This is a genomic window from Pontibacter sp. E15-1, from assembly GCF_022601975.1.
Classification (GTDB): Bacteria; Bacteroidota; Bacteroidia; order Cytophagales; family Hymenobacteraceae; genus Pontibacter.
Map to the genome: position 1 here is coordinate 1 of NZ_JAKVIR010000010.1, position 24,034 is coordinate 24,034.

Below are 24,034 nucleotides of genomic sequence, written 5' to 3' on the forward strand. Positions count from 1 at the left end.
GGGAGCGCCGATGGTACTGGGGTCACACCCGGGAGAGTAGGTGGCCGCCAACCCCACCACGGGCGGGGCAGCATCCAACACGGACGCTGCCCCGCCCTTTTTTTGCGCCCTAGGCAAGGCAAGGGGGCGTATCGTTTTCCAAAACGCTCTATGGCGCCCCGAAAGCTTTCGGGGTGCCTTCCCGGGCAATCCATGCCGACCATCGCCCAGCAACGGCGGCACAAACGGACGCTTGCGCCAGTGCATGCGGCCACCAAAAGCACGAGATTCCTAAACGCTGCGGCACACCCTTGCTCTTCCGGCAGGGCAGTCAGGAGAAAGCAAGCCCTTGGTAAAGCTTACTTGGCAGAACGGGGGTATGGAAGCTTGTGGTAAATACTCGAATACGCAAAACCCATTCGATAGTGGTATAAACATCAAAGCCGCAGTCACCAAAGGGAGACTGCGGCTTTGATGTTTAATGGCAACTGTTAGTCGTTGATGAACTTTGGGTTGATCAGGTCCTCTATAAAAAAGTCGTCATCCACTACAGCACAAACAACTGTGCATACTGTTTCAGAGTATAGTATTTCGCCTGTTGTTGCTTTTCGGCGCTTTCCTCTCTAACTTGTCGTATGGCTTTTGTATACCCGACTTTTCTGGCTGCCCTTGCTGCGATCGCAGTGCCGGTAATTTTGCACCTCGTGCAACTAAGACGGGCTAAACGGGTAATCTTCAGCAATGTCCGGTTTATACAGGCCTCCAAAGATCTGACGGCTAGCCAGCGTACCCTGAAGGAACTGCTGATCCTGCTTTGTCGCATCCTGTTTGTCGTGTTTCTGGTGCTTGCCTTTGCGCAGCCCTTTTTGCCAGCCACAAACGCGCTGGCCCCAGCCGATGCGTCAGAGGTTACTATTGTAGTGGATAACTCCTTTAGTATGCAGAACCTGGAAGCTTCGCAGGATATACCGCTGTTGGATATTGCGACGGACAGATCAAAAGATATCCTCTCTCTCTTTCCGGCGGCTACGGCTTTTAAGGTTATTTCCGGGAGCAGTGTGGGACATACTTCCGCAGCACAGGCCACGGAAGCAGAAGCTACTTTGGAGGCGCTTGAATTTTCGGCCCGGGAACTGCCAATTGCGCAAACCCCTGCCGCCAATAAACCTGCACACGTTTTTATCCTCTCCGATTTCCAGAAAAGCACGTTCAAGCCCACACTGCTGCAAGAGTATGACAGTGCCACGCAGGTGCACTTGGTGCCACTCGCAGGTGCAGGCACGTCGAACGTGACGGTTGACTCGGTATACCTGGAAGACGCGTTTATCCGCCCTGCTGCCGATAACGTACTGCATGTGCGCTTGTCTAACACCGGCGATATCGTGCGTGAGGATGTGCCCGTGAAGCTGATCATCAACGACCGCCAGGTGGCCGCGCTCAGCCTGAACTTACCCCCGCAACAGGTGACAGAGGCCATCCTGAATTTCAGGGTGGAGGGAAACGTTGCCCAAATGGCGTATGTGCAGGTAGAGGATTTCCCGGTGGAGTTTGACAACACGTATTATTTTGTGCTTGCTCCGTCAGCCAGCATCACGGTTACGGAAGTGACCAGCGACGCTGCCAACTCTTTGAAGCGCTTATACCAGAGCGAGCCTTTTTTTGCCTTTACTTCCTATAGCCCCAGTAACATCAACTACGCTCAGGCTGAGACTTCTGACATCCTCATTCTCAACGGTGTCGCAGATTTGCCCGCAACGTTGGCGGCTACAGCGGCCAATTTTGTGAAGGCCGGTGGAACCCTTGCCGTCATCCCCCCGGCCCGCGGGAATGCGGCGGGCCATACCGCACTGTTTCAGAACCTGAGTCTGCCTGCCAACTTTACGGGTGCGGCAGCGGGGGCCACGAAGCTTAATTTAATGCCCCCCGACCCTAACAACCCTTTCTTCAGCGGCATATTTTCAGAGTACGACCCCAAGATGCAAATGCCGGCGGCGGTTCGCAGTGTTTCCTGGTCCAGGGCATCTGAGGATGTGCTGAAATACAGAGGCGGCGCTCCGTTCCTGTCGCGGTTTGACAGGGGAGAGGGGCATGTATTCCTGATGGCGGCCTCTGTGGCGCCAGACTATAGCACGCTGGCCAGTCATGCTCTTTTTGTGCCCATCATGTATAAACTGGCGATGGGCAGTTACAAGCAGCAGCAGGAACTCAGCTATACGCTGTCTGGCAACACAATTCAACTGCCCGCATTCCGCAAAGCCCAGAAAGAAGGGGTATACGTGCTTCGGAATGATAGCCTTGCCTACATTCCGGAGCAGCAGGTGCGGGGTGGCAAACTCTTCTTCAACGTGCCTCCGGATATGGATGAGGACGGTTTTTATACCCTGCAACTGCAGGATTCCACCCTCACGAGTCTGGCTTTTAACTATGGCAAGGCGGAGTCTTACCTGGCGCAGTACACTCCGGACGAACTTCGCGCACTGGTTGGCGCAGACCGCAAAAACGTGCACGTGTATGAGCAGGGCGACTCGGTGGGGGTGAAGGATGCGTTTGAAAAACAATTTTTTGGCGTGAAGCTTTGGAAATATTGCCTAATATTGTGTCTGTTTTTCCTGATGGCCGAAATAGCACTTATTAGACTTCTCTAGCATGAAAGTACTTCTCCAAGCAGCAACAATCTACAATCCACAGTCCGAGTATCACCTACAGCAGCAGAACATCCTGTTCGAAGACGGCATCATTACCTATATAGGGCCCGACGCGCAGCAAGCCGATGAAACTGTTGCGGTAGAGGGGATGTGTGTATCGGCGGGCTGGATAGACATGCACGCCTTTGTCGGCGACCCGGGGCTGGAGTACAAGGAAGACCTGGACTCTTTGGCTGCCGCAGCGGCGGCGGGCGGTTTTACCGAGGTGGTCTGCCTGCCTAACGTAGTGCCGGTGGTACAGTCGAAGGGGGCGGTAGGCTATCTCCGCAACCGGTCGCAGCAGTTGCCGGTAACCCTGTTGCCAGCGGCTGCCATAACCGTGGACGCCAAAGGTGCAGACCTGACCGAGATGATTGACTTGCACAAGGCGGGAGCGGTGGCATTTACGGATGGCACAAATCCCTTACAAGGCGCAGACATCGTTCTAAAAGCGCTGCAGTACGTGCAGTTGTTTGATGGCCTGCTGATGAACAAGCCGGAGCATACGCGCCTGACAGAGCACGGGCAAATGCACGAAGGCGAGGCCAGCACACGGCTGGGTATGAAAGGCATCCCGTCGTTGGCAGAGGAGGTGATGGTGACCCGTGACCTGCAACTGCTGGCGTATACCGGTGGCAGGATGCACTTTTCCCTCCTGTCCACAGCGGCGGCGATTGCGGCTGTGCGGCAGGCAAAAGCAGATGGCCTTGCCGTAACCTGCGATGTGGCCAGCTACCAGGCGGCATTTACAGACGAAACCATCGTGCCATTTGACACAAACTACAAAGTAGCGCCTCCATTTAGAAGCGCTGCCGATGCAGCCGCCATAAAGGAAGGCCTGCGGGACGGAACGATCGACGCTCTGGTTTCGGCGCACATGCCGCACGACACCGAGGCGAAGAAACTGGAGTTCGACCTGGCTGATTTTGGGATCACCAACCTGGAGACTGCCTTTGCGGTGGCCCATACCACCCTGGGCGACGTGCTGTCGGTGGAGCAGCTGGTGGAGAAGTTTACCGCTGGCCCGCGCCGCATTCTGCGCTTGCCCGATCCGCGCATTGCTGTGGGAGAGGCGGCCAACCTCACCGTGTTTCACCCGGGTATGGGCTGGTCGCCAACCGAGGCGCGTGCCAAGTCCAAATCCAGGAACAGCCCGTTCTTTGGCAGGGAGCTGAAGGGCACCGTGATCGGCACAATTCATAAAGGGCAGGTAACGCTCCAACTATCTTTTTAATATATTTTACTATCTTGAGGTGGTGTTGCCTAAGCAGCAATAGCGCCTTGTTTGCAACATGCTAAATCAGACGATTATCAGAGTGGGGATACGCTACGGCGTGTTGTGCAGCCTGGCTTGCTTTGCGTTAGTACTGATCCTGTATTTCATGGGGTATAACCCCTTCGGGGATATGGGCCGCCTGACCTACCTGCCAATCCCGGTGTTTATTTTCCTGGCGATCCGGTACTACAAGCTTTTCCATGACGGGAGCGTTGGCTTCGGACGAGGGTTCAGGGTGGGGCTCTCGGTTGCCTTCTATACCGCTCTTACCACGGCCATGCTGGTCTTTGTGTTCGTCTACATTGTGGGGCCGGAAGTGCTGCAGCATCACGTGACCGAGATGAAGGCCCTTCTGGACCAGACACGGGAAGAGCAGGTGAGACTGTTGGGAGAGAAGATGTATGAGGAGGGGTACAAGGCTTTGGATTCGATTACGCCGGGCATGCTGGCAACCGATGATTTTGTGAGGAGGGTTTTCGTAGGGGGGATATTCTCGGTGATTGCAGCGGTTTTTTTCCGAAAGTAGAAACAGTTATACCTATAAACCAACCCAAAACTATGATTGAGACAGAAAAACAACCTTCCGTAGCTTCTGTAGCCCTGAAGTATGGCTTCCTTTTTGGCCTGACCGGCGTCGTGTACCAAGTCATCATCATGGTGGCGGATTTAGGCGATAACCGTTGGATCAGCAGTCTGGCGTACGTCATTCTCATTGTCGGCCTTGTGATGGCCATGAAGAACTATAAGGAACTGAACTATGGCTATATGTCCTACGGGCAGGGCCTCGGCCTCGGCTCGTTGCTGTCTGCCGTGTTCGGTTTCCTGACGGGGCTTTTCACCTGGATGTATACCTCCTTTATCGACACCGAGTACATGGGCCGTATGATGGAGAAGCAACGGGAGCAAATGCTGCTGCAGGGGATGACCGACGAGCAGATTGACGCAGGTATGGCGATGGCACAAAACTTCTCCGGCCCACTGACAATGGTGCTCGGCGGCACGGTAATCACCCTGATCTTTGGCTTTCTCCTCTCCCTTATCATCTCCGCCATCATGAAAAACAGCCGGCCGGAATTTGAATAACACATGCAATACCCCTATGATATCTCGGTAGTGGTTCCCCTCTTCAACGAGGAAGAGTCGCTGCCCGAGCTCGTGCGCTGGATCAAACGCGTGATGCACGCAAACGAGTTCTCGTATGAAGTGATCCTGGTGGACGACGGCAGCACCGACCGTTCCTGGGAAGTGGTATGCGACATCGGGGCCGAGGACAAAACCGTAAAGGGCATCAGCTTTAACCGCAACTACGGCAAGTCCGCCGCCCTGAACGAAGGCTTCCGGCGCTGCGCCGGCGAAGTGGTGATCACCATGGACGCCGACCTGCAGGACAGCCCCGAGGAGATTCCGGCGCTCTACGACATGATCAAAAACCAGAAGTATGACCTGGTGAGCGGCTGGAAGAAAAAACGCTTCGACCCGCTGAGCAAAACCATCCCAACCAAAATATTCAACGCCGCCACCCGCAAACTGTCCGGCATCGAGCTGCACGATTTTAACTGCGGCCTGAAGGCCTACCGGCAACTGGTGGTGAAAAGCATTGAGGTGCACGGCGAGATGCACCGCTACATTCCGGTCATCGCCAAGTGGTATGGCTTCACGCGGATCGGGGAGAAGGCCGTGCAGCACCAGGAACGCAAGTACGGCACCACCAAGTTTGGCCTGGAGCGCTTTGTATTCGGCTTCCTCGACCTGCTGTCCATCACGTTTGTGAGCCGCTTCAAAAAACGCCCGATGCACTTTTTCGGCACCCTCGGCACCATTATGTTCGTGGTGGGTTTGGGTATAACGCTGTGGCTGATCCTGCAGAAAATGTTCGGCTTCTACCAGAATGGCCGCGTGCGCGACATCGTGGACCAGCCGCTGTTCTTCCTGGCGCTGGTGGCGGTTATACTGGGTGTGCAGCTGTTTCTGGCGGGTTTTCTGGCCGAGATGATTAGTATGGCCTCCAGCAAACGCAACGAGTACCTGATCCGGGACAGGGTAGGGGCGCTGAAGAAATAATGGCGGCACGGCGGGTGATCATCGTTGGGCCGGCATACCCCTTGCGCGGCGGCGGCATGGCCACCTTTAACGAGCGCCTGGCCTACGCCTTTCAGGAGGCTGGCGACGCGGTAGAGATCGTCACGTTCAGCCTGCAATATCCTTCCTTCCTTTTTCCGGGCAAAAGCCAGTATTCTGACGAGCCAGCGCCGGAAGGCCTCCGCATCAAAGTCCTGATTAACTCCATCAACCCGCTTAGCTGGCTACAAACGGGCCGGTATATCGCGCGGCAAAAGCCGGACCTGGTCATCTTCCGGTACTGGCTGCCGTTCATGGGTCCTGCCTTCGGCACCATCGCGCGCCTCATCCGCAAAAACAGGCACAGCCGCATCCTGGCCATCACCGACAATGTGGTGCCGCACGAGAAGCGCCCCGGGGATGTTCCCTTCACGCGGTATTTTCTCAGCGCCTGCCACGGCTTCGTCACGCTCTCGCGGTCGGTGCTGCAGGACCTGAAGCAGTTTGCGCCGCAAAAGCCAAGCGTATACCTGCCGCACCCGCTCTACGACAATTTCGGCGACCCGGAGCCCAAAGCCGCCGCCTGTGCCGCGCTGCACCTCGACCCACGCCATACCTATATCCTGTTCTTCGGCTTCATCAGGGCCTACAAGGGCTTAGACCTGCTGCTGCAGGCGATGGCGCAGCCCGCGCTGCAGCAGCGCCCCGACATCAGGCTGCTTGTGGCCGGTGAGTTTTACGAGGATGCCGGACCATACCAGGCGCTCATTGCACAGCTGGGCCTGCACGACCGCCTGGTGCTACACACCGACTTTATACCCAACGCCGCCGTGCGCCACTACTTTTGTGCCGCCAGCCTGGTGGTGCAGCCCTACAAGCACGCCACGCAGAGCGGCGTGACGCAGGTTGCTTATCATTTCGACAAGCCGATGGTGGTGACGAACGTGGGGGGATTGGCCGAACTGGTGCCGGATGGGGAAGTGGGCTATGTGGTAGCCCCAAGCCCGGAGGCGATTGCAGCAGCCATCCTGCGGTTTTTCAATGCAGACCGACAAGAGGATTTTTCCGCCAACATCCGGCAGTTTAAAAAACGCTTTAGCTGGAGCCACTTTGTACGCGCAATCTGGCAACTCTCCGAAGAAACCGGTACACAATAACGTGCCCTTATACCCCTCTGGCTGCGCTGCCTTGCCCGAGCTTGATGTACTGACAATAAACCCATGATATAAGTTGTATATATCTTCCATAAGATATAACTTACTAGGCCTTTGAATCCTGAAAACAAACTTGTGGATGCGACTAAAACAATTTAAGCTGGCTGCTGTAGCAGGCACGGCTTTGCTGCTGAACCTAGTGGCGATTGGTGTGTGCGGCGCACAGAGCCTGCCTGCCGATACGGCCTTTGTGCACAGCGCGGTGCAAAATGCCGAGGCCGTGTACAAGCAGGCGGTCGGGCTTCAGTCGCACCTGTACAACGGCACGGAGTATGTGGATTACAGGAAACCCTACCTGGATGGAGACCAGTTTTTCGTGTCGAAGGACATGGTGCGGGGCGATATCTGGTATGACGGGGCCTGGCATCGGCAGGTGCCCATGCTGTATGACCTGGTGACGGACGAGGTGGTTATGCCGCACAACATCAAGGGCTTGCTGATGAGGCTGATCAACGAAAAAGTGGATACCTTTCACCTGCGCGGGCACACGTTTGTCCGGCTTCAGGCAGATAGCACCGGGCAGGACGAGCTCCGCCCAGGGTTCTATGACTTGCTGTATAACGGCCATGCTGCCAAGCTTTTGGTGCGGAGGACGAAGAACATCCAGGACCGCGCCACCCCGCAGGGTATGGAAGGCGAGTTCAGGGTGAGCGACAAGCTATACATCCTGAAAGACGGGGTATACCACCAGGTGCGCAGCAAGCGCGCTGTCTTTAAGGTGCTGAAAGACGAGAAAAAGCAGCTGCAGCGGCATGCCGCGTCCCAAAAACTAAAATTCAGGAAAGAAAAGGAGCAAGCCATACTGTCTACCGTCAGCTACTACAACAGCCTTTCTGAAAAACAGACCCATGCAGATTAACCGCAGCGCTTGCCATACCTCCTCCTGTTTTCACGCTGCTGCTTTGCTGGCTTTTCCCACCCTCCTATGACCCACTTATACCGCCTCGTTTTTTCTCTTCTTGTGGTGATGTGCTGCCTGATGCAGGCCCGCGGCCAACAAGCCAATCCCCCAGTGGTGACCGGTTCTTTCAACAAGGCTTCCTTAGAGGATTTTGTGCGGGAAGTGGAGGCGCAGACACAGTACCGGGTATACTTCGATGCCGCTGCCACCGATAGCCTCTCCATTACGCTGCAGGTAAAAGACCAGCCCTTGCCCACCGTGCTCAGCCAGGTTTTTCAGGGCACAGCTTTCCATTTCGCCATTGATGATGCCGGGCACCGGGTGTTCGTCACCAGCGGAACGCCGCTAAGCGTGCGCCTGCCGGAGGATTTTTTCGAACGGAAGAAAACGCCGGCAGAGGATGCCCCGCAAATGGCACTGCTGGCGCCGGAGGCACGGAGTGCAAAGAAAGCGGGCTCGGAGCTGAAGCTGTATGAGATCGGCGTGAGGCGGGAGGGAGCCACGGGCAACGCAAACCTGGCCGGGCACCTGCGCGACATCAAAACCGGCGAAGCCATCATCGGTGCCGCCATATACATCGAGTCGCCGCTGATCGGCACCACCTCCGACCAGTATGGCTATTACTCCCTGACCCTGCCGGTGGGCCGCCATGAGCTGAAAGTAAAGGCCATCGGGCTACAAAACACCCGCCGCCAGATCATGCTGTATGCCGACGGAAAACTGGACATCGAGATCGCCGAAGACGTCCGGACGCTGAAGGAGGTATTGGTGGAGGCTGAGAAAGACCGCAACGTGTCGGGCCTGCAGATGGGTATGGAAAAGCTGGATATCCGCACGATCAAGCAGGTGCCCACAGCCTTCGGCGAGACCGATATCCTGCGCGTGGTGCTCACGCTGCCCGGCGTGAAGTCGGTGGGGGAGAGCAGCACCGGCCTGAACGTGCGCGGCGGCAGCACCGACCAGAACCTGATACTCTTCAACGACGCCACCATCTACAATCCCTCGCACCTGTTCGGCTTCTTCTCGGCCTTCAACCCGGACATTCTCAAAACGGTGGAGCTGTATAAAAGCGGCATCCCGGCCAAATATGGCGGGCGTTTGTCGTCGGTGCTGGAGGTGACGAGCCGCGATGGCAACAAAAAGGAAATCTCGGGCTCGGGCGGCATCGGGCTGCTCACCAGCCGGCTTACCCTCGAAGGCCCGATCAAAAAAGACAAAACATCCTTTATGATCGGGGGGCGCAGCACCTACTCCGACTGGCTGCTGAAAGAGCTGCCCAACAAATCCTTCAACGAGAGCTCCGCCTCCTTTTATGACATCAACGGGCACATCAGCCACGAGATAGACGACAAGAACACGCTGTACCTGAACGGCTACCGCAGCAAAGACAAGTTTCAGCTGGGGGCCGACACGCTGTACCAGTTTGCCAACCAGGCGGCAAGCCTCAAGTGGAAGCATATTTTCCAGAACAAGCTGTATGGCGTGCTCACGGGCGTTTACAGCCACTATGATTACGACGTGGCCAGCAAGAAAAACCCCGTAAACGCCTCCAGGCTGACGTTTGGTATAAACCAGGCCAACCTGCAAGCCGACTTCAGCTACTTCCCCGCCTCCAAACATACCGTGGATTTTGGCGCGAGCTCTATTTTATACAACGTGAACCCCGGCACCCAGACGCCGAACAGCCCCGAGTCGCTGGTGATGCCGGACCGGCTGCAGAAGGAGCGCGCCATTGAAAGTGCCCTGTATGTGTCCGATCGGTTTGATGTGAGCCCCCGCTTCTCCGTTGCCGTCGGGCTGCGCTATTCGCTGTTCAACGCGCTGGGGCCGCGCGCCGTGAACGAGTACGCGCCCGGTGCCCCGAAGTCGGAGGGCACGATACAGGACACGGCTGTATACAGCGCAGGCGATGTGTTTGCCACCTACCAGGGGCCGGAGTACCGGCTGTCGGCCAGAATGGGCGTTTCGGACAACTCGTCGGTGAAGGTCAGTTTCAATCGCCTGCGGCAGTACATCCACATGCTCTCCAACACCACGTCTATGTCGCCCACCGATGTATGGAAGCTGAGCGATGCCAACATCAGGCCGCAGGTCGGCGACCAGCTGGCGCTTGGCTACTACCGCAACTTCCGGGCAAACACGATCGAGTTCTCGGTGGAGGGCTACTACAAGTGGATGCGGGACTTCCTGGACTACAAGAGCGGCGCGACGCTGATCATGAACCACCACATCGAGACGGACGTGGCCAGCGCAGAAGGCAAGGCGTATGGCGTGGAGGTGCTGCTCAAGAAATCGACCGGCAAGCTGAACGGCTGGGCCAGTTATACCTATTCGCGCACGCTGGTGCGCGTGGACGACGCCGAAACCGGGGAGAAGATAAACAACGGGGCCTGGTACCCCAGCAATTACGACAAGCCGCATGATTTTACGTTTATCGGCAACTACCGCTTCAGCCAGCGCTTCAGCTCCTCCTTGAATTTTACCTACAGCACCGGCCGGCCGATCACGCTGCCCCTTGCCAAATACACGATGGGCAACAGCCAGCGCATTTACTACTCCGAGCGCAACGCCTACCGCGTGCCCGATTACTACCGCCTGGACTTTGCGCTGAACATAGAGGGCAACCACAAGGTGCAGAAGCTGGCGCACAGCTCCTGGACGCTGGCCGTCTACAACGTGACGGGGCGCAAGAACCCATACTCCATCTACTTTAAGTCGGAGGAGGGCAGCATCAAGGGGTATAAAATGTCCATTTTCGGACAGCCGATCCCGACCATCACCTACAACTTTAAATTCTAATGCAGCTACTTACCCGAACCCTGACCCATACCGTTTGCCTCTGTCTGCTGCTTTTGGCCGGCTGCGTGGAGCCCTATTCGCCGGAGGTGATTGAAGGCCCGAACAATTTCCTGGTGGTGGATGGCACAATCAACGGCAACGGCGTTACCACCGTGCGGCTGTCGCGCACCCAAAACATCTCCGTAACAGGCCCGCCCTATGTAGAGTCGGGAGCCACGCTGCGGCTGGAGGAGGAGCAGGGCGCCCAGTATCCGATGGTGGAGACGGCACCCGGTACCTATACCAATGAAGGCCGCCTCCTGGACCGGAACCGCAAATACCGCCTTTATATCCGGACGGAGAGTGGCCAGGAGTACGCCTCAGAATACGTTACCGTGAAACAAACCCCGCCCATCGACGAGGTAGGCTGGGAGGCGCTGGACAATACGCTGCAGATTTACGTGAACACCCACGACCCTAATAATGACACGCGCTATTACCGCTGGGAGTACGAGGCCACCTGGGCTTTCACGGCGGCCTACGCTACCTATCTGAAGTATGACGATTCCACCGGCACCATCGTCGCCCGGACGCGAGCCGATGAGAATATTTACAACTGCTGGAAAACAGACTACTCCACGTCCCTAAAACTGGGAACCTCCGCCAAACTGAGTTCGGATGTGATCTACAAATACCCGATCCTGGCGCTGCCTTCCGGTTCTGAGGAACTGCGCCTGAAGTACAGCGTGCTGGTGAAACAGTATGCCCTGACGCAGGAGGCCTATGTGTACTGGGAAACGCTCCGGAAAAACACCGAGAGTATCGGCACGCTGTTCGACCCGCTGCCCTCGCAGCTGACGGGCAACGTACACAGCCTCAGCAATGCCGCCGAGCCTGTGATTGGCTATGTGGGTGCCTCGTCGGGGCAGGAAAAACGGATTTTTGTGAGCCATGAGGAGCTTCCGCGCGAATGGAGAACCTTCTACCCGGTCTGCGAGCTTGACTCTGTCTTACCAACGCCGCCTAACGAAACGTTTAAGGATTTGGCTGAGCGATTCAAGGGGGGCTACTATATGCCTGTCGGGGAGATTTACCCGCCAGGGGCTCCGAGCCCGATTGGCTATTTGGGCGCCACCCTGCGCTGCGTTGACTGTCGCCTGCGCGGCACGAATGTGAAGCCTGATTTCTGGGAATAAGGCCACCCCGACCCACCATGAGAAAAACGCTGATGAACATACTCGATCACCTGACCGCCGCACGCAGTGGCCGCCTGCCCGTCCTCCTGTGCCTGCTCCTTTGCCTGGCCGCAACGCGCCCGGCTTTTGCCCAGACAGGGGCCCTTGCCCCGATACAGCAACAGTTTGACGCCTACCGGAAACAGGCCCTGCAGGAGAAGCTGTACCTGCACCTTGACAGGCCCTTTTATGCCTGCGGCGAAACCATGTGGTTCAAAGCCTATACCCTGGACGGCACCCTACACCAGCCGCTGGACCTGAGCAAAGTTGCCTACGTGGAGGTGCTGGACGATACCCGCAAGCCGGTGCTGCAAGCAAAAATCGCCCTGAAGGATGGCGCAGGCAATGGCTCGTTCGTGTTGCCAACCACGCTGGCCTCGGGCAACTACACGGTGCGGGCCTATACCAGCTGGATGAAAAACTTCGATCCGGAGTTTTATTTTCAGGAGCCTGTCACCATCGTCAACTCATTCACTGGCCTTGGCCCTGCCCCTGAGCAGGCACCGACTGCCTACGCCATACAGTTCTTCCCGGAAGGCGGAAACCTGGTGCAGGGCATCCCCGGCAAAGTGGCGTTTCAGGCGGTAAACAAAAAATCGGGCAAAGGCGCAGACTTTACCGGGCGGATTGTGGACGGGGAAGGTATGGAGGTGGCGCAACTGCGGCCACTCAAGTTTGGCATCGGGAACTTTACCTTTACGCCTACTGCCGGCACCACCTATACGGCTATCATCGAGTTTGCTGACAAGCGCGTGCTCCGGCAGCAGTTGCCGCAGGTGTATGCGCAGGGGTATAGCCTCCGCCTCAGGGAGCTGGACCCAAACCAGTTGCAGATCATGGTGAGCGGTCCGCAGACCGGGACGGTATACCTGCTGGGCCATGCCCGGCAAATGGTTGGGGTGGCGGAAAGCGCGGCGCTGCAGCAGAGCACGGCCACGTTCACGGTGGATACGCGCAAACTGCCCGAGGGAATCAACCACTTCACGGTTTTCGACAGTCAACGGCAACCCGTGTGTGAGCGGCTGTACTTCAAACGGCCCACCCAAAAGCTGCTTGTGGAGGCAACAACCGACAAAAAGCAGTATGCCACCCGCCAGCAAGTAACGGCTAGCCTACTGACGCAGGCCTCCCCCGGAACGGCCATACCTGCTAACCTGTCGGTGGCGGTGTATAAACTGGACTCGCTGCAGGCGGCAAGCCCAACGGACATTTATACCTACCTGTGGCTGACCTCTGACCTGAAAGGCACGATCGAACAGCCGTCCTATTATTTCACGGCAAGCGGCCCGGTGGCGGATGAGGCACTGGACAACCTGATGCTGACCCACGGCTGGAGCCGTTTCAGATGGGAGGACGTGCTGCAGGCGCAACAGCCCGCTTATCCCTTCGCTCCGGAGTATGACGGGCACTTTATCAGGGGCAAGGTGACGGACGCTGCCACAGGGGTTAATGTGCGTAACGTGACGGCCTACCTGAGCGCCCCAGGCAAGCATGTGCGGCTCTACAGCTCGGCCAGCGACGCCAACGGGCTGGTTCAGTTTGAGATGAAGGATTTTTACGGGCCAAAGGAGATTGTGGTGCAGTCTGATTTCCAGAAAGACAGCAGCTATACCTTCGAGATCCTCAGCCCTTTTTCTGACAGATATGCCGCGCGCGCGCTGCCGCCTTTCGGGCTGGACGCACACCTGCGCACAGCCCTGACCCAGCGGCATATCGGCTTGCAGGTGGGGTATAGCTACCCAATTTCGCGCAACGTGTTCCGGGTGCCCGCCATCGATAGCACCGCTTTTTACGGCAAAACCGACGCGGCCTATTTGCTGGACGATTATACCCGATTTAAAGTGATGGAGGAGGTGATGCGGGAGTATGTGCCGGGGGTGCAGGTGCGACGGCGCAAGGGCAGGTTTCATTTCAACGTCTTGGATGCCACGCACTCGTCCCTGTTTTATACCGACCCGCTGGTGCTGCTGGACGGCGTCCCTGTTTTTGACATCGACAAGATCATGGCCTTCGACCCGCGCAAGGTTCGGAAGCTGGAGGTGCTCACCCGAAAATACTTCCTGGGCCCGAACATGTATACCGGCCTCGTGAGTTATACCACGTACCAGGGCGACCTGGCTGGGTTTCAGCTGGACCCGCGCGCGCTGTTGCTGGAGTACGAGGGGCTGCAGCTGCAGCGTGAGTTTTACGCACCAACCTACGGCACGCAGGAGCAGCATCAAAGCCGCCTCCCAGATTTACGCAACCTGCTGTACTGGTCTCCTGATGTGCGCACCGGAACGGATGGGAAGAAAACCCTCAGCTTTTATACCTCCGACGAGGCAGGCAGGTATATCCTGGTGGTGCAGGGCCTCACGAAAGACGGCCGGGCAGGCAGCACAACCGTATCCCTGGAAATCAACCACACGCTGTAAAGAAGGTTTTACACAGCCCCTCGCATACCTGCGCGGCCATACCCTATCTCGCTTAACCGACGGATTCGGTAACCAGGTAAAGGTGTATGTGAAAATGCATCTGGCGTATCTGCGGGTTAGGCGAGTTGCGCGTGGCGTAACCTCAAATAGGGCAAACTTCGGAGGCGGTCCGGAGGGAAAAGCGCAAGAGTATACCGCAGCCTACTTTGGCCAGGTAAAGAAGAATGTGGTTTTCTGGCCGGGCTCCGACTGGATCCAGACACGGCCGCCACGGTCTGTCACGATTTTCCGGACAATGGCCAACCCAATGCCCGCCCCCTTGGTTTTGCCAACGTCCCGGAGCAGGCGCTCGAAAAGACCGAATACTTTCTGGTGGTGCTGAGGCGGTATGCCTGGCCCGTCGTCCTTCACACAGAAGGTATAGGTATCTGCGCCTTCTGACATGTCCACCCATACATTGCCCTTTCCGGGTTGGTGGTATTTGAAGGCGTTGGAAATCAGGTTCGCGAAAACCTGCCGCAGGAGGCCCTCCTCCGTGCCGAATACCGGCAGGCGCGGCGCGATGTGTAGCATCATATCCGGAGAGTGGCTGTGTTCCTTCGCTATTCCCCGAATCATCTCCCTGACGGAAACCTCAGTTTTTGGCTGCGCATCCACCGGAATGACGGCATACTGCAGCAGCCCCGCTATCAGGTCTCTCATATCCACGGCCCGGTCCTGGATAAGGCCGAGATTCTCTGTCAGGCTGCTGTAGTCATTCGCGGCAAGGTCTTCCTGCAGCCATTCTACCACGCTGTGGATGTTCATGATCGGCTCTTCCAGGTCGCGGGTGATCACGTGCACGAAATTGTCGAGGTCGGCGTTGGCCTTGCGCAACCGCTCTTTTTCACTTTCCAGCTGCTTTTGCCTCAGGCGAAGTTCCAGGTGGGTGATCGCCTGGCGGGCCAAAACGTCCAGGGCGTTCCGCTGCTCGTCCGATAGCTGCTTCGGCACAGTGTCCATCACGCAGAACGTGCCCACTATGTGGCCCGAGTGGCTGATGAGCGGCGAACTGGCATAAAACCTGATGTGCGGCGGGTTGGTTACAAACGGGTTTCTCCGAAAGCGGCTGTCCGCTAATGTGTCCCTGACCTCGAGCCTGCAGCCCTGTTGCAGGGCATGCTGGCAAAAAGAGTTCATCACAGCAGTCTCCGATATCTCTGTCCCCACCTTCGACTTCAGCCACTGGCGGTCGTTGGCAAGCAGGCTGATGTACGCAATCGGTGAGGCGCAGATATGGGCGGCCAGCACGGTCAGGTCATCGTAGTCTTTCTCAGCAGGTGTGTCCAGAATTTCATAGGCTTCCAGGGTTTTTAACCGTTCCTTTTCCTTTGCATCCAGGGCATCCATTTTTCCTCCTTTCTATCCATAAATAATGTTATAGTTATAAATTAGTGTACGGCGATATATGGAGGGTAGCTGAGTTTCCGGGCGCGGTGGGCTTGGTTTGGCGTGAGTGCCTGGCCGGCAAAAATAAGTGTCAAAAATGGCAGAAAGCCCGGAATGTGGCTGTGCTTTGCCTCAGCGTATATCTGCCCCTACAGGCGTCGTAACACTGGTTTTGAGAAGCTCGGAAGAAAAAAAATGAAGAAAAATTAACTTTCGATGGCATTTGCCAAAAGGCAGGAGCCGTGTCGCACACTGCCACCACCGTCAGCGCAGCCCTGCCAGGTTGGAGCGGGGGCTGCGCCGAAGTTAGCGGTTATCTTGTGTTATAGTAAGTCTACGCCGGTATAATTATAAGGAGAGATTTGCTTCAGCTCGGCCTTGATCTCGTCGCTTACCTGAAGTGTGTCGATAAAGCCGTGAATGCTCTGCTCCGTTATTTTCTCGTTTTTGCGGGTCAGCTCTTTCAGCGCCTCATACGGCTGCGGATACCCTTCGCGGCGCAGCACTGTCTGGATGCCCTCGGCCACCACGGCCCAGTTGGCATCCAGGTGGGCACGCAGGGCCGCCTCGTTCAGCTCCAGCTTCCCGATGCCGCGCTCCAGCGATTTGAGGGCAACTACGATGTGCGCCAAAGGCACCCCCACGTTCCGAAGCACGGTGGAGTCGGTCAGGTCGCGCTGCAGGCGCGAGATCGGCAGCTTGGCCGACAGGTGCTCCAGCATGGCGTTGGCCATACCCAGGTTTCCCTCCGCATTCTCAAAGTCGATGGGGTTCACTTTGTGGGGCATGGCCGACGAGCCCACCTCGCCCGCTTTGATCTTCTGCTTGAAATATCCCATGGAAATATACTGCCATACATCGCGCGAGAAATCCAGCAGGATAGTGTTGAGGCGCTTCAGGCCGTCGAAGTAAGCCGCCAGGTTGTCGTAGTGCTCAATCTGGGTGGTATACTGGCTGCGCTGGAGCCCCAGTGCCTCCTGCACGAAGCGGTTGCCGAAGGCAGGCCAGTTGGTGTTGGGGTAGGCCACGTGGTGCGCGTTGAAATTGCCGGTGGCACCGCCGAACTTGGCCGAGAAAGGCACCTGCTGCAACTGGCCCAGCTGCACCTGCAGGCGCTCGGCAAATACCATAAACTCTTTGCCGAGGCGGGTAGGGGATGCTGGCTGTCCGTGGGTATGCGCCAGCATCGGTATGTCTTTCCACTGCCGGGCCAGGTCGGCCAGCGTCTGGTGCAGGTTCTCGTAAGCGGGTTGCAGTACTGCTTTGTGGGCCTCCAGCAGCGAGAGCGGGATGGCGGTGTTGTTCACATCCTGAGAGGTCAGCCCGAAATGTATAAACTCTTTATGGTCGCTGAGGCCCAGGGCGTCGAACTTGTCTTTCAGGAAATACTCCACGGCCTTCACATCGTGGTTGGTCACCTTCTCTGTTTCCTTAATGCGGAGCGCGTCTTCCTCGGAGAACTGGGTATAAATCTCGCGCAGCTTCGAAAACAGACTGGCGTCCACGCCCTGCAACTGCGGCAGCGGGAGCTCGCACAGCGCGATAAAGTACTCCACCTCTACCAGCACGCGGTAGCGGATTAGTCCGAATTCAGAGAAATAGGCGGCGAGCGCGGAGGCATGGCGGCGGTAACGGCCATCTACCGGCGAAATAGCGGTAAGGGATGTCAGGTTCATACAGCAGAATGTTCTTTAGCCAAAGATACACACGTTTGCCGCAGGATGCCAAAAGGCTGCCCGCTGATTTAACTAAAACGTGACGCCAGAACGGTATGCGCCGGGCAATGGCCTGTGCGGTACGTGTTTAGCTGCGCAGGCAGGGTTGAGGCTGGCACCATGCTTGTGCAGTATAGCCGTATACTATATCTTAAGCCCCATGCTTCCGTAGAACGTGGGGTGCGATTGCTGCGCCGCAACGCCGCGTATATGCCCGGAATAGCTTATATTGTGCGCTGCCGCCCTAGGTATAAAGCATTTTTTTAATTTGTATAAGAATATTTTGGACCATCGTTTAAGAAACAGACTCCTGGCCACCTTTGGCGGTCTCATTGCCTTTTTCCTGCTGCTTGTTGTGCTGCTGTTTGCTTTCCGAAGCAAGGTGCTGCAGTACACGATTGCCAAGGTGGTGGAAAAAGTAGAGAACAAGTACCCCGTCGACTTTACCATCGGGGAGGCCGAGTTTGCCGACTGGAACTCGGTGGTGCTGACGGACATCGCGTTTGTGCCGCACGGCCTGGACACGCTTTTCACCACCGACAGCGTGTATGCCTCGGTGAGTTTCCGCTCCATTTTTGCCGGACGCCTGGTGTTTAAGCGGCTGGAGGTGGACAACACCTACCTCACAGCAGTGAAGAATGGCGACGTGACAAACTTCTCCTTCCTCTTCGGCAAAACCGATTCCACGGCGCAGCCCACAGACACCACGGGCGCAGGGCGCAACTACGGCGCCCTGCTGAACCGCGTGATCGAAACCGCATTCGAGAACGTGCCGGACCAGGTGGATTTTAATAACCTGAACGCCTCCTATCTCTCCACCAACCGCACCATTCAGGTAAAAATGCCCTACCTGCGCGTCAACGACGGCACGATCGAGACTGAGGTATCGGTGCAGACGGACTCGCTGACGAACAACATGCGGGCATACGGTACCATCAACCCCAAAAAATTCCGCTTTGCCGGCCGCCTGTACGCCTACGACGACATGGGCATTCGGATACCCTACATCAAGAAGAAGCTGGATGCCGCCGTGACCTTCGACACCGTTCGCTTTAGCCTGAGCAGCAAGCAGTACCGTAACGAGCAGCTGACCATTAAGGGAAGCGCCAAAGTAAACAACCTGACCCTGAACCACCCCAAGCTGGCCGGCGAGGACGACATAAACGTGCGGGAAAGCGCCGTGGACTATGTGGTGACGCTGGGGCCGAGCCTCTACGTGATCGATAGCCTGACGGAGGTGCGCGTGAACAAGGCCCGGGCAAATATATATGCCGCTTACCAGAACAGGGGATCGAAGATCATCGACCTGAAAGTAAAGACAGAGGAAATGCCCGCCAACGATTTTTTCGGGTCGCTGCCTGCGGGACTGTTCGAAAACCTGGACGGTATAAAAGCGCAGGGAAAGCTGCAGTACGACATGAAGTTCCACGTGAACATGGACAGCCTGAAGCGGGTGGTCTTTAACTCCGACTTGGACGCCTCCCCGGATTTCAAGATACTGGCCTGGGGCAACACCGACATCGAGAAAATCAACCACTCTTTTGTGCACACCGTGTATGAGTATGGCAAGCCGGTCCGCACGTTTGTGGTGGGGCCGTCGAACCCCTTTTACAGCCCCATCAACCAGATTTCGCCATACCTGCGCAATGCTATCCTGACCGCTGAGGACGCCGGGTTCTACAGCCACAACGGATTCCACGAGGAGGCCTTCCGGCAGGCGATTGCCCAGAACCTGGAGAAAGGCGAGTTTGCGCGCGGCGGCAGCACCATCTCGATGCAGCTGGTGAAAAACGTGTTCCTGTCCAGGAAGAAGACGGTGGCCCGGAAAGTGGAAGAGGCGATCATCGTATGGCTTATCGAAAACCAGAACCTCGTTTCCAAAAACCGCCTGTTTGAGGTATACCTCAACATTATTGAGTGGGGCCCGAATGTATACGGCGCGAAAGACGCTTCCCGGTTTTACTTCGGCAAGCAGCCCTCTGAGCTGAACCTGGCCGAGGCGATTTTCCTGACCAGCATTATCCCAAGCCCGAAACGCTACCGCTCTTCCTTCGACAGCTATGGCAACCTGCGCAGCTACAAGGGCGGCTATTACCGGCTGATCGGGGGTATCATGCGCCGCCGGGGCCAGATATCGCAGGAGGAGTATGAGAACCTGTCGCCGAACGTGCGCCTCTACGGCCGCGCCCGCGACCTGATCGTGACAGCCCAGGACACCTCGGCAACAGAGCAGGACACCACGCAGTTTGAGCTGGAGACGATAGACCTGCTCGATTTTTAGCGTTAACCAGATGTATACATGCCACGGCCCCGCATTAACTGCGAGGCCGTTGTGCGTTAGCGCAAACCATACAGACATAACGAGCATCACCCATGAAAAAAGAGCAACCGGCAGTGGATGGCGGTATAGGTTTGATCCCGAGAGCGGGTACCCTGGCCGCCCGGGCAGGGCTGGACTGGTTTCTGCTGGTCCTGGTGGGTATGATCGGGCTGGCGTGGCTGTTTCCGGAGGCAGGTATAGATCGGGAGCCGGTTTCTTTGGGCGATGTGGCGAGCTACGGCGTGTCGGTCATCTTCTTTTTCTACGGCCTGCGCCTGAGCCCCGGGAAGCTGCGCGCCGGGCTGAGCAGCTGGCGCCTGCACCTGGTGGTGCAACTCACCACCTTCGTGCTGTTCCCGCTGCTCATTCTGCCCTTGCGCACCTTTTTTGCGGGAGGAGAGCAGGAGTTGCTTTGGCTGGGCGTGTTTTACCTGGCGGCCCTGCCCTCCACGGTATCGTCGTCGGTGGTGATGGTGTCGATTGCGGGCGGCAACATACCGGCGGCTATCTTCAACGCGAGCATCTCCAGCCTGATCGGCATTTTCCTGACGCCGCTCTGGATGGGCCTTTTCCTGAGCAGCGGCTCCTCCGGCGACTTTGACCTGGCCAGCGTGATGGGCAAACTCGTGGTGCAGGTCCTGCTGCCCGTGGTACTGGGTGTGCTGCTGCACCGCTACTGGGGAGCCTTTGCCGAGCGCAACAAGAAACGCCTGCGCGTTTTCGACCAGCTGATCATTCTGCTCATCGTCTTCACCTCATTCGCAGAGTCGTTTGCCCGCGACATGTTCAGCGGCTACAGCCTGCTTGATCTGGCAATGCTGGGCGGCGCGATGGTTGGCTTGTTCTTTCTGGTGTATGGCCTCACGAGCGGCATCAGCCGGCTGTTGGGCTTTAACCGCGAAGACCGCATCACGGCTGTTTTCTGCGGCTCCAAGAAATCGCTGGTGCATGGCACCGTCATGTCGAAGGTGCTGTTCCCGGATGCCAACGTGGTCGGTATCATCCTGTTGCCGATCATGCTCTACCATGCCCTGCAGCTGATCGCGGCCAGCGTGATAGCCCAGGCATCGGCGCGCAAAGCCGGCTTAGCAGTAGAGGGAGAGTAGGCCTTTTCTTTTTCCGGAGGGTATAAAAAAGCCTGCCGGCTATGTATAACGGGCAGGCTTTCTGATGGAATGCGCGTGAAACTCAGGCTACTTGCTTCTGCCTTTGGGCCGCTTTCTGCTCTTCGGCGTGCAGCAGTTTCTTATCCAGGATAAACGGCCCGAAGGGCAGCAGCGAGGCAACTACGCCGGCAGCCACCTTCAGGAAAGACCAGCGGTGCACCAGCGTTACCTGCAGCAGAGCCACCATGTATAGGATAAACAACACACCGTGCGCCCAGCCTACATACTTCACTACCTCCGGAATACCGAGCATGTACTTGAGCGGCATGCCGATGCCCAGCAGCAGCAGGTAAGAGATTCCTTCGTAGATGCCCACGGTGCGGAGGCGGGAAATGGGAGTTTTCATGAACTGTATTTTTAATGGATGCAGCCTTGCAACAGCGCAAAGGTAGAAAACGTGCCCTTGCCGGCCCAGCAATGCCTAATGTTTTTGCCTGTAGTGGCGTTAAAAGACAAAGCGTTACAACCGATGAGGCTATAACGCTTTGTCTTGACAGTGGGGATCAGGTATAGAGGCTAATCAAACGCCGCGGCTTGGAGGCCCACGAAATCCCTAGGTACTATTTCTCAACGGAATTTTCTGATTTTTTTAAAGCGGGTGCCTCACTTAGCACACCGTTCTGTACCCCGATGGAGTGCTGGTGGATGGCATCGAAGATGGCGCGGACAAAACCCTCATCCACACCGATCTCGCTGGCGAGCCTGGTTCTGTCTTCCATAATCTCCTTCCAGCGGTTTGCCTGAAAAATGTCCAGTGCGTTTGCCCGCTTGTACTCACCGATACGCTTCGACACGTCGGAGCGCAGGAACAGCACGTTGATCAGGTCGTGGTCCAGGCGGTCGATGAGGTTGCGGAGGTCCTGCAGCTGCTCCGGGCTTGCCAGGTGCTCGTGGTCCAAGTCCAGGTTGTTCAGCAGTAGGGTCAGGGCATCAGGGGTTACCTGCTGCGAGGCGTCGCTCAGGGCCACGTCCGGGTTAATGTGCGATTCGATCATCAGACCATCCACGCCCAGGTGCAGGGCCTGCTGGCTTACTGTTTCCAGCAAGTCGCGGCGGCCGGCGATATGGCTCGGGTCGCAGAAAAGCGGAATGCCCGGTGCCAGCGCACGGATCTGCTGGATGGTCTCCCATTTCGGGTGGTTGCGGTATGGCTTGTTATTCGGGGTAGAGAAGCCTCTGTGGATCAGGCCCAGGTCCGTGATGCCCGCCTGGTTCAGACGCTCCAGCGCACCCAGCCATAGCTGAATATCCGGGTTCACCGGGTTTTTCACCAGCACAGGGATGTCCACGCCTCTAAGGGCATCGGCCACTTCCTGCACCGAGAACGGGTTTACCGTGGTGCGCGCGCCTACCCACAGGATATCCACGCCATGCTTCAGCGCCTCTTCCACGTGCTGCGTGTTCGCCACTTCCACGGCAGTAGGCAAGCCAGTTTCCTGCTTCACTGTCTGCAACCACTCCAAACCAACCCTGCCCACTCCCTCGAACAGGCCCGGACGGGTGCGCGGCTTCCAGATACCGGCTCTGAAAATATGTACCCGGTGGTCTTGTATCAGGCCGCGGGCGGTCTGGAGCATTTGCTCCTCGCTCTCGGCGCTGCAGGGGCCACTGATGAGGGTTGGGATAGAACCACCCCGTAATATTTTGGAGTCGGTGGTTATGTTGAGGGTTGAATTACTTGAGCTCATGATGAATGGTTTGTAAGTTATGGTGTTTGATTCTTTTGATGGCTTCTTCTAGTTGGTCTGCTGCTACACAAAGCGATACGCGGAGGTATCGTTCCCCCTGGGTACCAAAAATTTTGCCGGGAGTGATAAAAACGCCCGCTTCATACAGTATTTCGTCGAGGTATGCTTCCACATCGGTGATGGTGTCGGGCACGCGTGCCCACACAAACATACCCACGGTGTCGGGCTGGTAAACGCACTTCAGCTCGTCCAGCAGTTGGTGGGCCAGCACTTTGCGCCCGCCATACACCTCGTTGCGGGCGGCGTGCCACGCGCTGTCGTTTTGGAGGGCCTCCACGGCTGCCTCCTGCACCGGCAGGAACATGCCTGAGTCCATGTTGCTTTTCACGGCAAGGATGGTGGCCAGGTACTCGGGTGCGCCCAGCACCATGCCCACACGCCAGCCCGCCATGTTGTGCGACTTGCTGAGCGAGTTCAGCTCCAGGCAGCATTCTTTTGCGCCCGGAATGCCCAGCAGACTCAGTGGGGCCTGATTGGGCAGCACGAGGCTGTAGGGGTTGTCGTTGATGAGCAGGATCTGGTGTTTCTGTGCAAAGGTCACCAGTCGCTCCAGCATATGGGCAGTCGCCTCGGTGCCGGTAGGCATGTGCGGGTAGTTGATCCAGAGCAGCTTTACGCCGCCTTCCTGCACCAATCGCTCCAACTCCTCTTCCTGCGGCAGCCAGCCGTTTTCCTCGCTCAGGGTATAGCTCACGGGTTCGGCACCCGCCAGGCGCGTGGCCGAGGCGTAGGCCGGATAGCCAGGGTTGGGCACCAGCGCCTTGTCGCCGGGGTTCAGGAACGCCATCGAGATATGCACGATGCCCTCCTTGGAACCCATCAGCGGCAGCACCTCGGCTTCGGTGAGGGGGACGGTATAGGTATGGCCATACCAGTGGGCCATGGCCTGGCGCAACGCCGGAATGCCGGTATACGATTGGTAGCCATGACTCTGGCTGCCAGCGGCTGAGGTATGCAGCGCCTCGACCGTGGCGGCGGAGGGCAGCTGGTCGGGGTTGCCGATGCCCAGGTTGATGATCTTCTTGCCCTGCGCGGCCAACGCCCGTACCTCGGCCAGCTTTCTGGCGAAGTAGTATTCCTGGACGTGTTGCAGCCGCGCTGCTTTCGGTATAATCATG

Annotated in this window: 17 protein-coding genes; 12 read left to right on the plus strand and 5 right to left on the minus strand. The window is 57.2% G+C overall.

Translation table 11 applies throughout. The annotated features are described in order from the left end of the window. The first annotated feature begins 614 nt into the window (after positions 1-614). From MKJ04_RS08290 to MKJ04_RS08335, 10 genes are all read left to right on the plus strand, one after another. Positions 615-2,624 (plus strand): BatA domain-containing protein, encoded by a 2,010-nt coding sequence (locus MKJ04_RS08290; protein ID WP_241641124.1) that lies wholly within the window; start codon positions 615-617, stop codon positions 2,622-2,624. A gap of 1 nt (position 2,625) precedes the next feature. After that, a complete protein-coding gene (locus tag MKJ04_RS08295) occupies positions 2,626-3,897 on the plus strand; it encodes a dihydroorotase (RefSeq protein ID WP_241641125.1) in 1,272 nt (423 codons plus the stop codon). Positions 3,898-3,955: 58 nt separating this feature from the next. Beyond that, complete coding sequence (locus MKJ04_RS08300; RefSeq protein WP_241641126.1) at positions 3,956-4,465, plus strand: DUF4199 domain-containing protein; 510 nt, start codon at positions 3,956-3,958, stop codon at positions 4,463-4,465. A gap of 32 nt (positions 4,466-4,497) precedes the next feature. Then, a complete protein-coding gene (locus MKJ04_RS08305) occupies positions 4,498-5,022 on the plus strand; it encodes a DUF4199 domain-containing protein (RefSeq protein ID WP_241641127.1) in 525 nt (174 codons plus the stop codon). Between the two features lie 3 nt (positions 5,023-5,025). Next, the gene (locus MKJ04_RS08310; protein ID WP_241641128.1) at positions 5,026-6,000 is read left to right on the plus strand and encodes a glycosyltransferase family 2 protein; all 975 of its coding nucleotides are present in this window, start codon (positions 5,026-5,028) and stop codon (positions 5,998-6,000) included. Beyond that, entirely contained in the window at positions 6,000-7,154 is a 1,155-nt protein-coding gene (locus MKJ04_RS08315; protein ID WP_241641129.1) for a glycosyltransferase, read from the plus strand. Before MKJ04_RS08310 ends, MKJ04_RS08315 begins: the two co-directional genes overlap by 1 nt. A 136-nt stretch (positions 7,155-7,290) precedes the next feature. Beyond that, on the plus strand, positions 7,291-8,070 hold the full coding sequence (locus tag MKJ04_RS08320; protein WP_241641130.1) for a hypothetical protein: 780 nt from the start codon (positions 7,291-7,293) through the stop codon (positions 8,068-8,070). 66 nt (positions 8,071-8,136) lie between these two features. Next, positions 8,137-10,911 (plus strand): TonB-dependent receptor, encoded by a 2,775-nt coding sequence (locus tag MKJ04_RS08325; RefSeq protein ID WP_241641131.1) that lies wholly within the window; start codon positions 8,137-8,139, stop codon positions 10,909-10,911. Next, positions 10,911-12,086, plus strand: a complete 1,176-nt coding sequence (locus MKJ04_RS08330; protein ID WP_241641132.1) for a DUF4249 domain-containing protein — start codon at positions 10,911-10,913, stop codon at positions 12,084-12,086. Before MKJ04_RS08325 ends, MKJ04_RS08330 begins: the two co-directional genes overlap by 1 nt. 17 nt (positions 12,087-12,103) lie before the next feature. After that, positions 12,104-14,539: a hypothetical protein gene (locus tag MKJ04_RS08335; RefSeq protein ID WP_241641133.1), complete on the plus strand. Its 2,436-nt coding sequence runs from the start codon at positions 12,104-12,106 to the stop codon at positions 14,537-14,539. A gap of 201 nt (positions 14,540-14,740) precedes the next feature. Here the strand turns inward: MKJ04_RS08335 and MKJ04_RS08340 are convergent, their stop codons facing one another. Further along, positions 14,741-15,928 carry a sensor histidine kinase gene (locus tag MKJ04_RS08340; protein ID WP_241641134.1) on the minus strand — a complete coding sequence of 396 codons (1,188 nt, stop codon included), beginning with the start codon at positions 15,926-15,928 and terminating at the stop codon, positions 14,741-14,743. Between the two features lie 362 nt (positions 15,929-16,290). Beyond that, the gene (gene purB, locus MKJ04_RS08345) at positions 16,291-17,643 is read right to left on the minus strand and encodes an adenylosuccinate lyase (protein ID WP_241641135.1); all 1,353 of its coding nucleotides are present in this window, start codon (positions 17,641-17,643) and stop codon (positions 16,291-16,293) included. A 322-nt stretch (positions 17,644-17,965) separates the two neighbouring features. On the opposite strand from purB, the gene MKJ04_RS08350 reads away from it, so the two are divergent. Further along, the gene (locus MKJ04_RS08350; RefSeq protein ID WP_241641136.1) at positions 17,966-19,963 is read left to right on the plus strand and encodes a biosynthetic peptidoglycan transglycosylase; all 1,998 of its coding nucleotides are present in this window, start codon (positions 17,966-17,968) and stop codon (positions 19,961-19,963) included. 92 nt (positions 19,964-20,055) lie between these two features. Continuing rightward, positions 20,056-21,108, plus strand: a complete 1,053-nt coding sequence (locus tag MKJ04_RS08355; protein ID WP_241641137.1) for a bile acid:sodium symporter family protein — start codon at positions 20,056-20,058, stop codon at positions 21,106-21,108. Between the two features lie 82 nt (positions 21,109-21,190). On the opposite strand, the gene MKJ04_RS08360 is transcribed toward MKJ04_RS08355, so the two are convergent. The 3 genes from MKJ04_RS08360 to MKJ04_RS08370 all read right to left on the minus strand — a co-directional run bounded on the left by MKJ04_RS08360 (position 21,191) and on the right by MKJ04_RS08370 (position 24,033). Then, positions 21,191-21,514 carry a DUF3817 domain-containing protein gene (locus MKJ04_RS08360; protein ID WP_241641138.1) on the minus strand — a complete coding sequence of 108 codons (324 nt, stop codon included), beginning with the start codon at positions 21,512-21,514 and terminating at the stop codon, positions 21,191-21,193. Between the two features lie 214 nt (positions 21,515-21,728). After that, positions 21,729-22,856, minus strand: coding sequence for a chorismate mutase (locus tag MKJ04_RS08365; protein ID WP_241641139.1), 1,128 nt, complete (start codon positions 22,854-22,856; stop codon positions 21,729-21,731). Next, the gene (locus MKJ04_RS08370; protein WP_241641140.1) at positions 22,843-24,033 is read right to left on the minus strand and encodes a pyridoxal phosphate-dependent aminotransferase; all 1,191 of its coding nucleotides are present in this window, start codon (positions 24,031-24,033) and stop codon (positions 22,843-22,845) included. The genes MKJ04_RS08365 and MKJ04_RS08370 overlap by 14 nt, the downstream gene beginning before the upstream one ends. Between the last annotated feature and the right edge of the window lies 1 nt (position 24,034).

Coding starts and splice junctions, on each gene's coding strand:
- MKJ04_RS08360 (WP_241641138.1), bottom strand. CDS start 21,514: ATGAAAACTCCCATTTCCCGCCTCCGCACCGTGGGCATCTACGAAGGA.
- MKJ04_RS08300 (WP_241641126.1), top strand. CDS start 3,956: ATGCTAAATCAGACGATTATCAGAGTGGGGATACGCTACGGCGTGTTG.
- MKJ04_RS08340 (WP_241641134.1), bottom strand. CDS start 15,928: ATGGATGCCCTGGATGCAAAGGAAAAGGAACGGTTAAAAACCCTGGAA.
- MKJ04_RS08305 (WP_241641127.1), top strand. CDS start 4,498: ATGATTGAGACAGAAAAACAACCTTCCGTAGCTTCTGTAGCCCTGAAG.
- MKJ04_RS08330 (WP_241641132.1), top strand. CDS start 10,911: ATGCAGCTACTTACCCGAACCCTGACCCATACCGTTTGCCTCTGTCTG.
- MKJ04_RS08365 (WP_241641139.1), bottom strand. CDS start 22,856: ATGAGCTCAAGTAATTCAACCCTCAACATAACCACCGACTCCAAAATA.
- purB (WP_241641135.1), bottom strand. CDS start 17,643: ATGAACCTGACATCCCTTACCGCTATTTCGCCGGTAGATGGCCGTTAC.
- MKJ04_RS08310 (WP_241641128.1), top strand. CDS start 5,026: ATGCAATACCCCTATGATATCTCGGTAGTGGTTCCCCTCTTCAACGAG.
- MKJ04_RS08315 (WP_241641129.1), top strand. CDS start 6,000: ATGGCGGCACGGCGGGTGATCATCGTTGGGCCGGCATACCCCTTGCGC.
- MKJ04_RS08295 (WP_241641125.1), top strand. CDS start 2,626: ATGAAAGTACTTCTCCAAGCAGCAACAATCTACAATCCACAGTCCGAG.
- MKJ04_RS08320 (WP_241641130.1), top strand. CDS start 7,291: ATGCGACTAAAACAATTTAAGCTGGCTGCTGTAGCAGGCACGGCTTTG.
- MKJ04_RS08355 (WP_241641137.1), top strand. CDS start 20,056: ATGAAAAAAGAGCAACCGGCAGTGGATGGCGGTATAGGTTTGATCCCG.
- MKJ04_RS08325 (WP_241641131.1), top strand. CDS start 8,137: ATGACCCACTTATACCGCCTCGTTTTTTCTCTTCTTGTGGTGATGTGC.
- MKJ04_RS08290 (WP_241641124.1), top strand. CDS start 615: ATGGCTTTTGTATACCCGACTTTTCTGGCTGCCCTTGCTGCGATCGCA.
- MKJ04_RS08370 (WP_241641140.1), bottom strand. CDS start 24,033: ATGATTATACCGAAAGCAGCGCGGCTGCAACACGTCCAGGAATACTAC.
- MKJ04_RS08335 (WP_241641133.1), top strand. CDS start 12,104: ATGAGAAAAACGCTGATGAACATACTCGATCACCTGACCGCCGCACGC.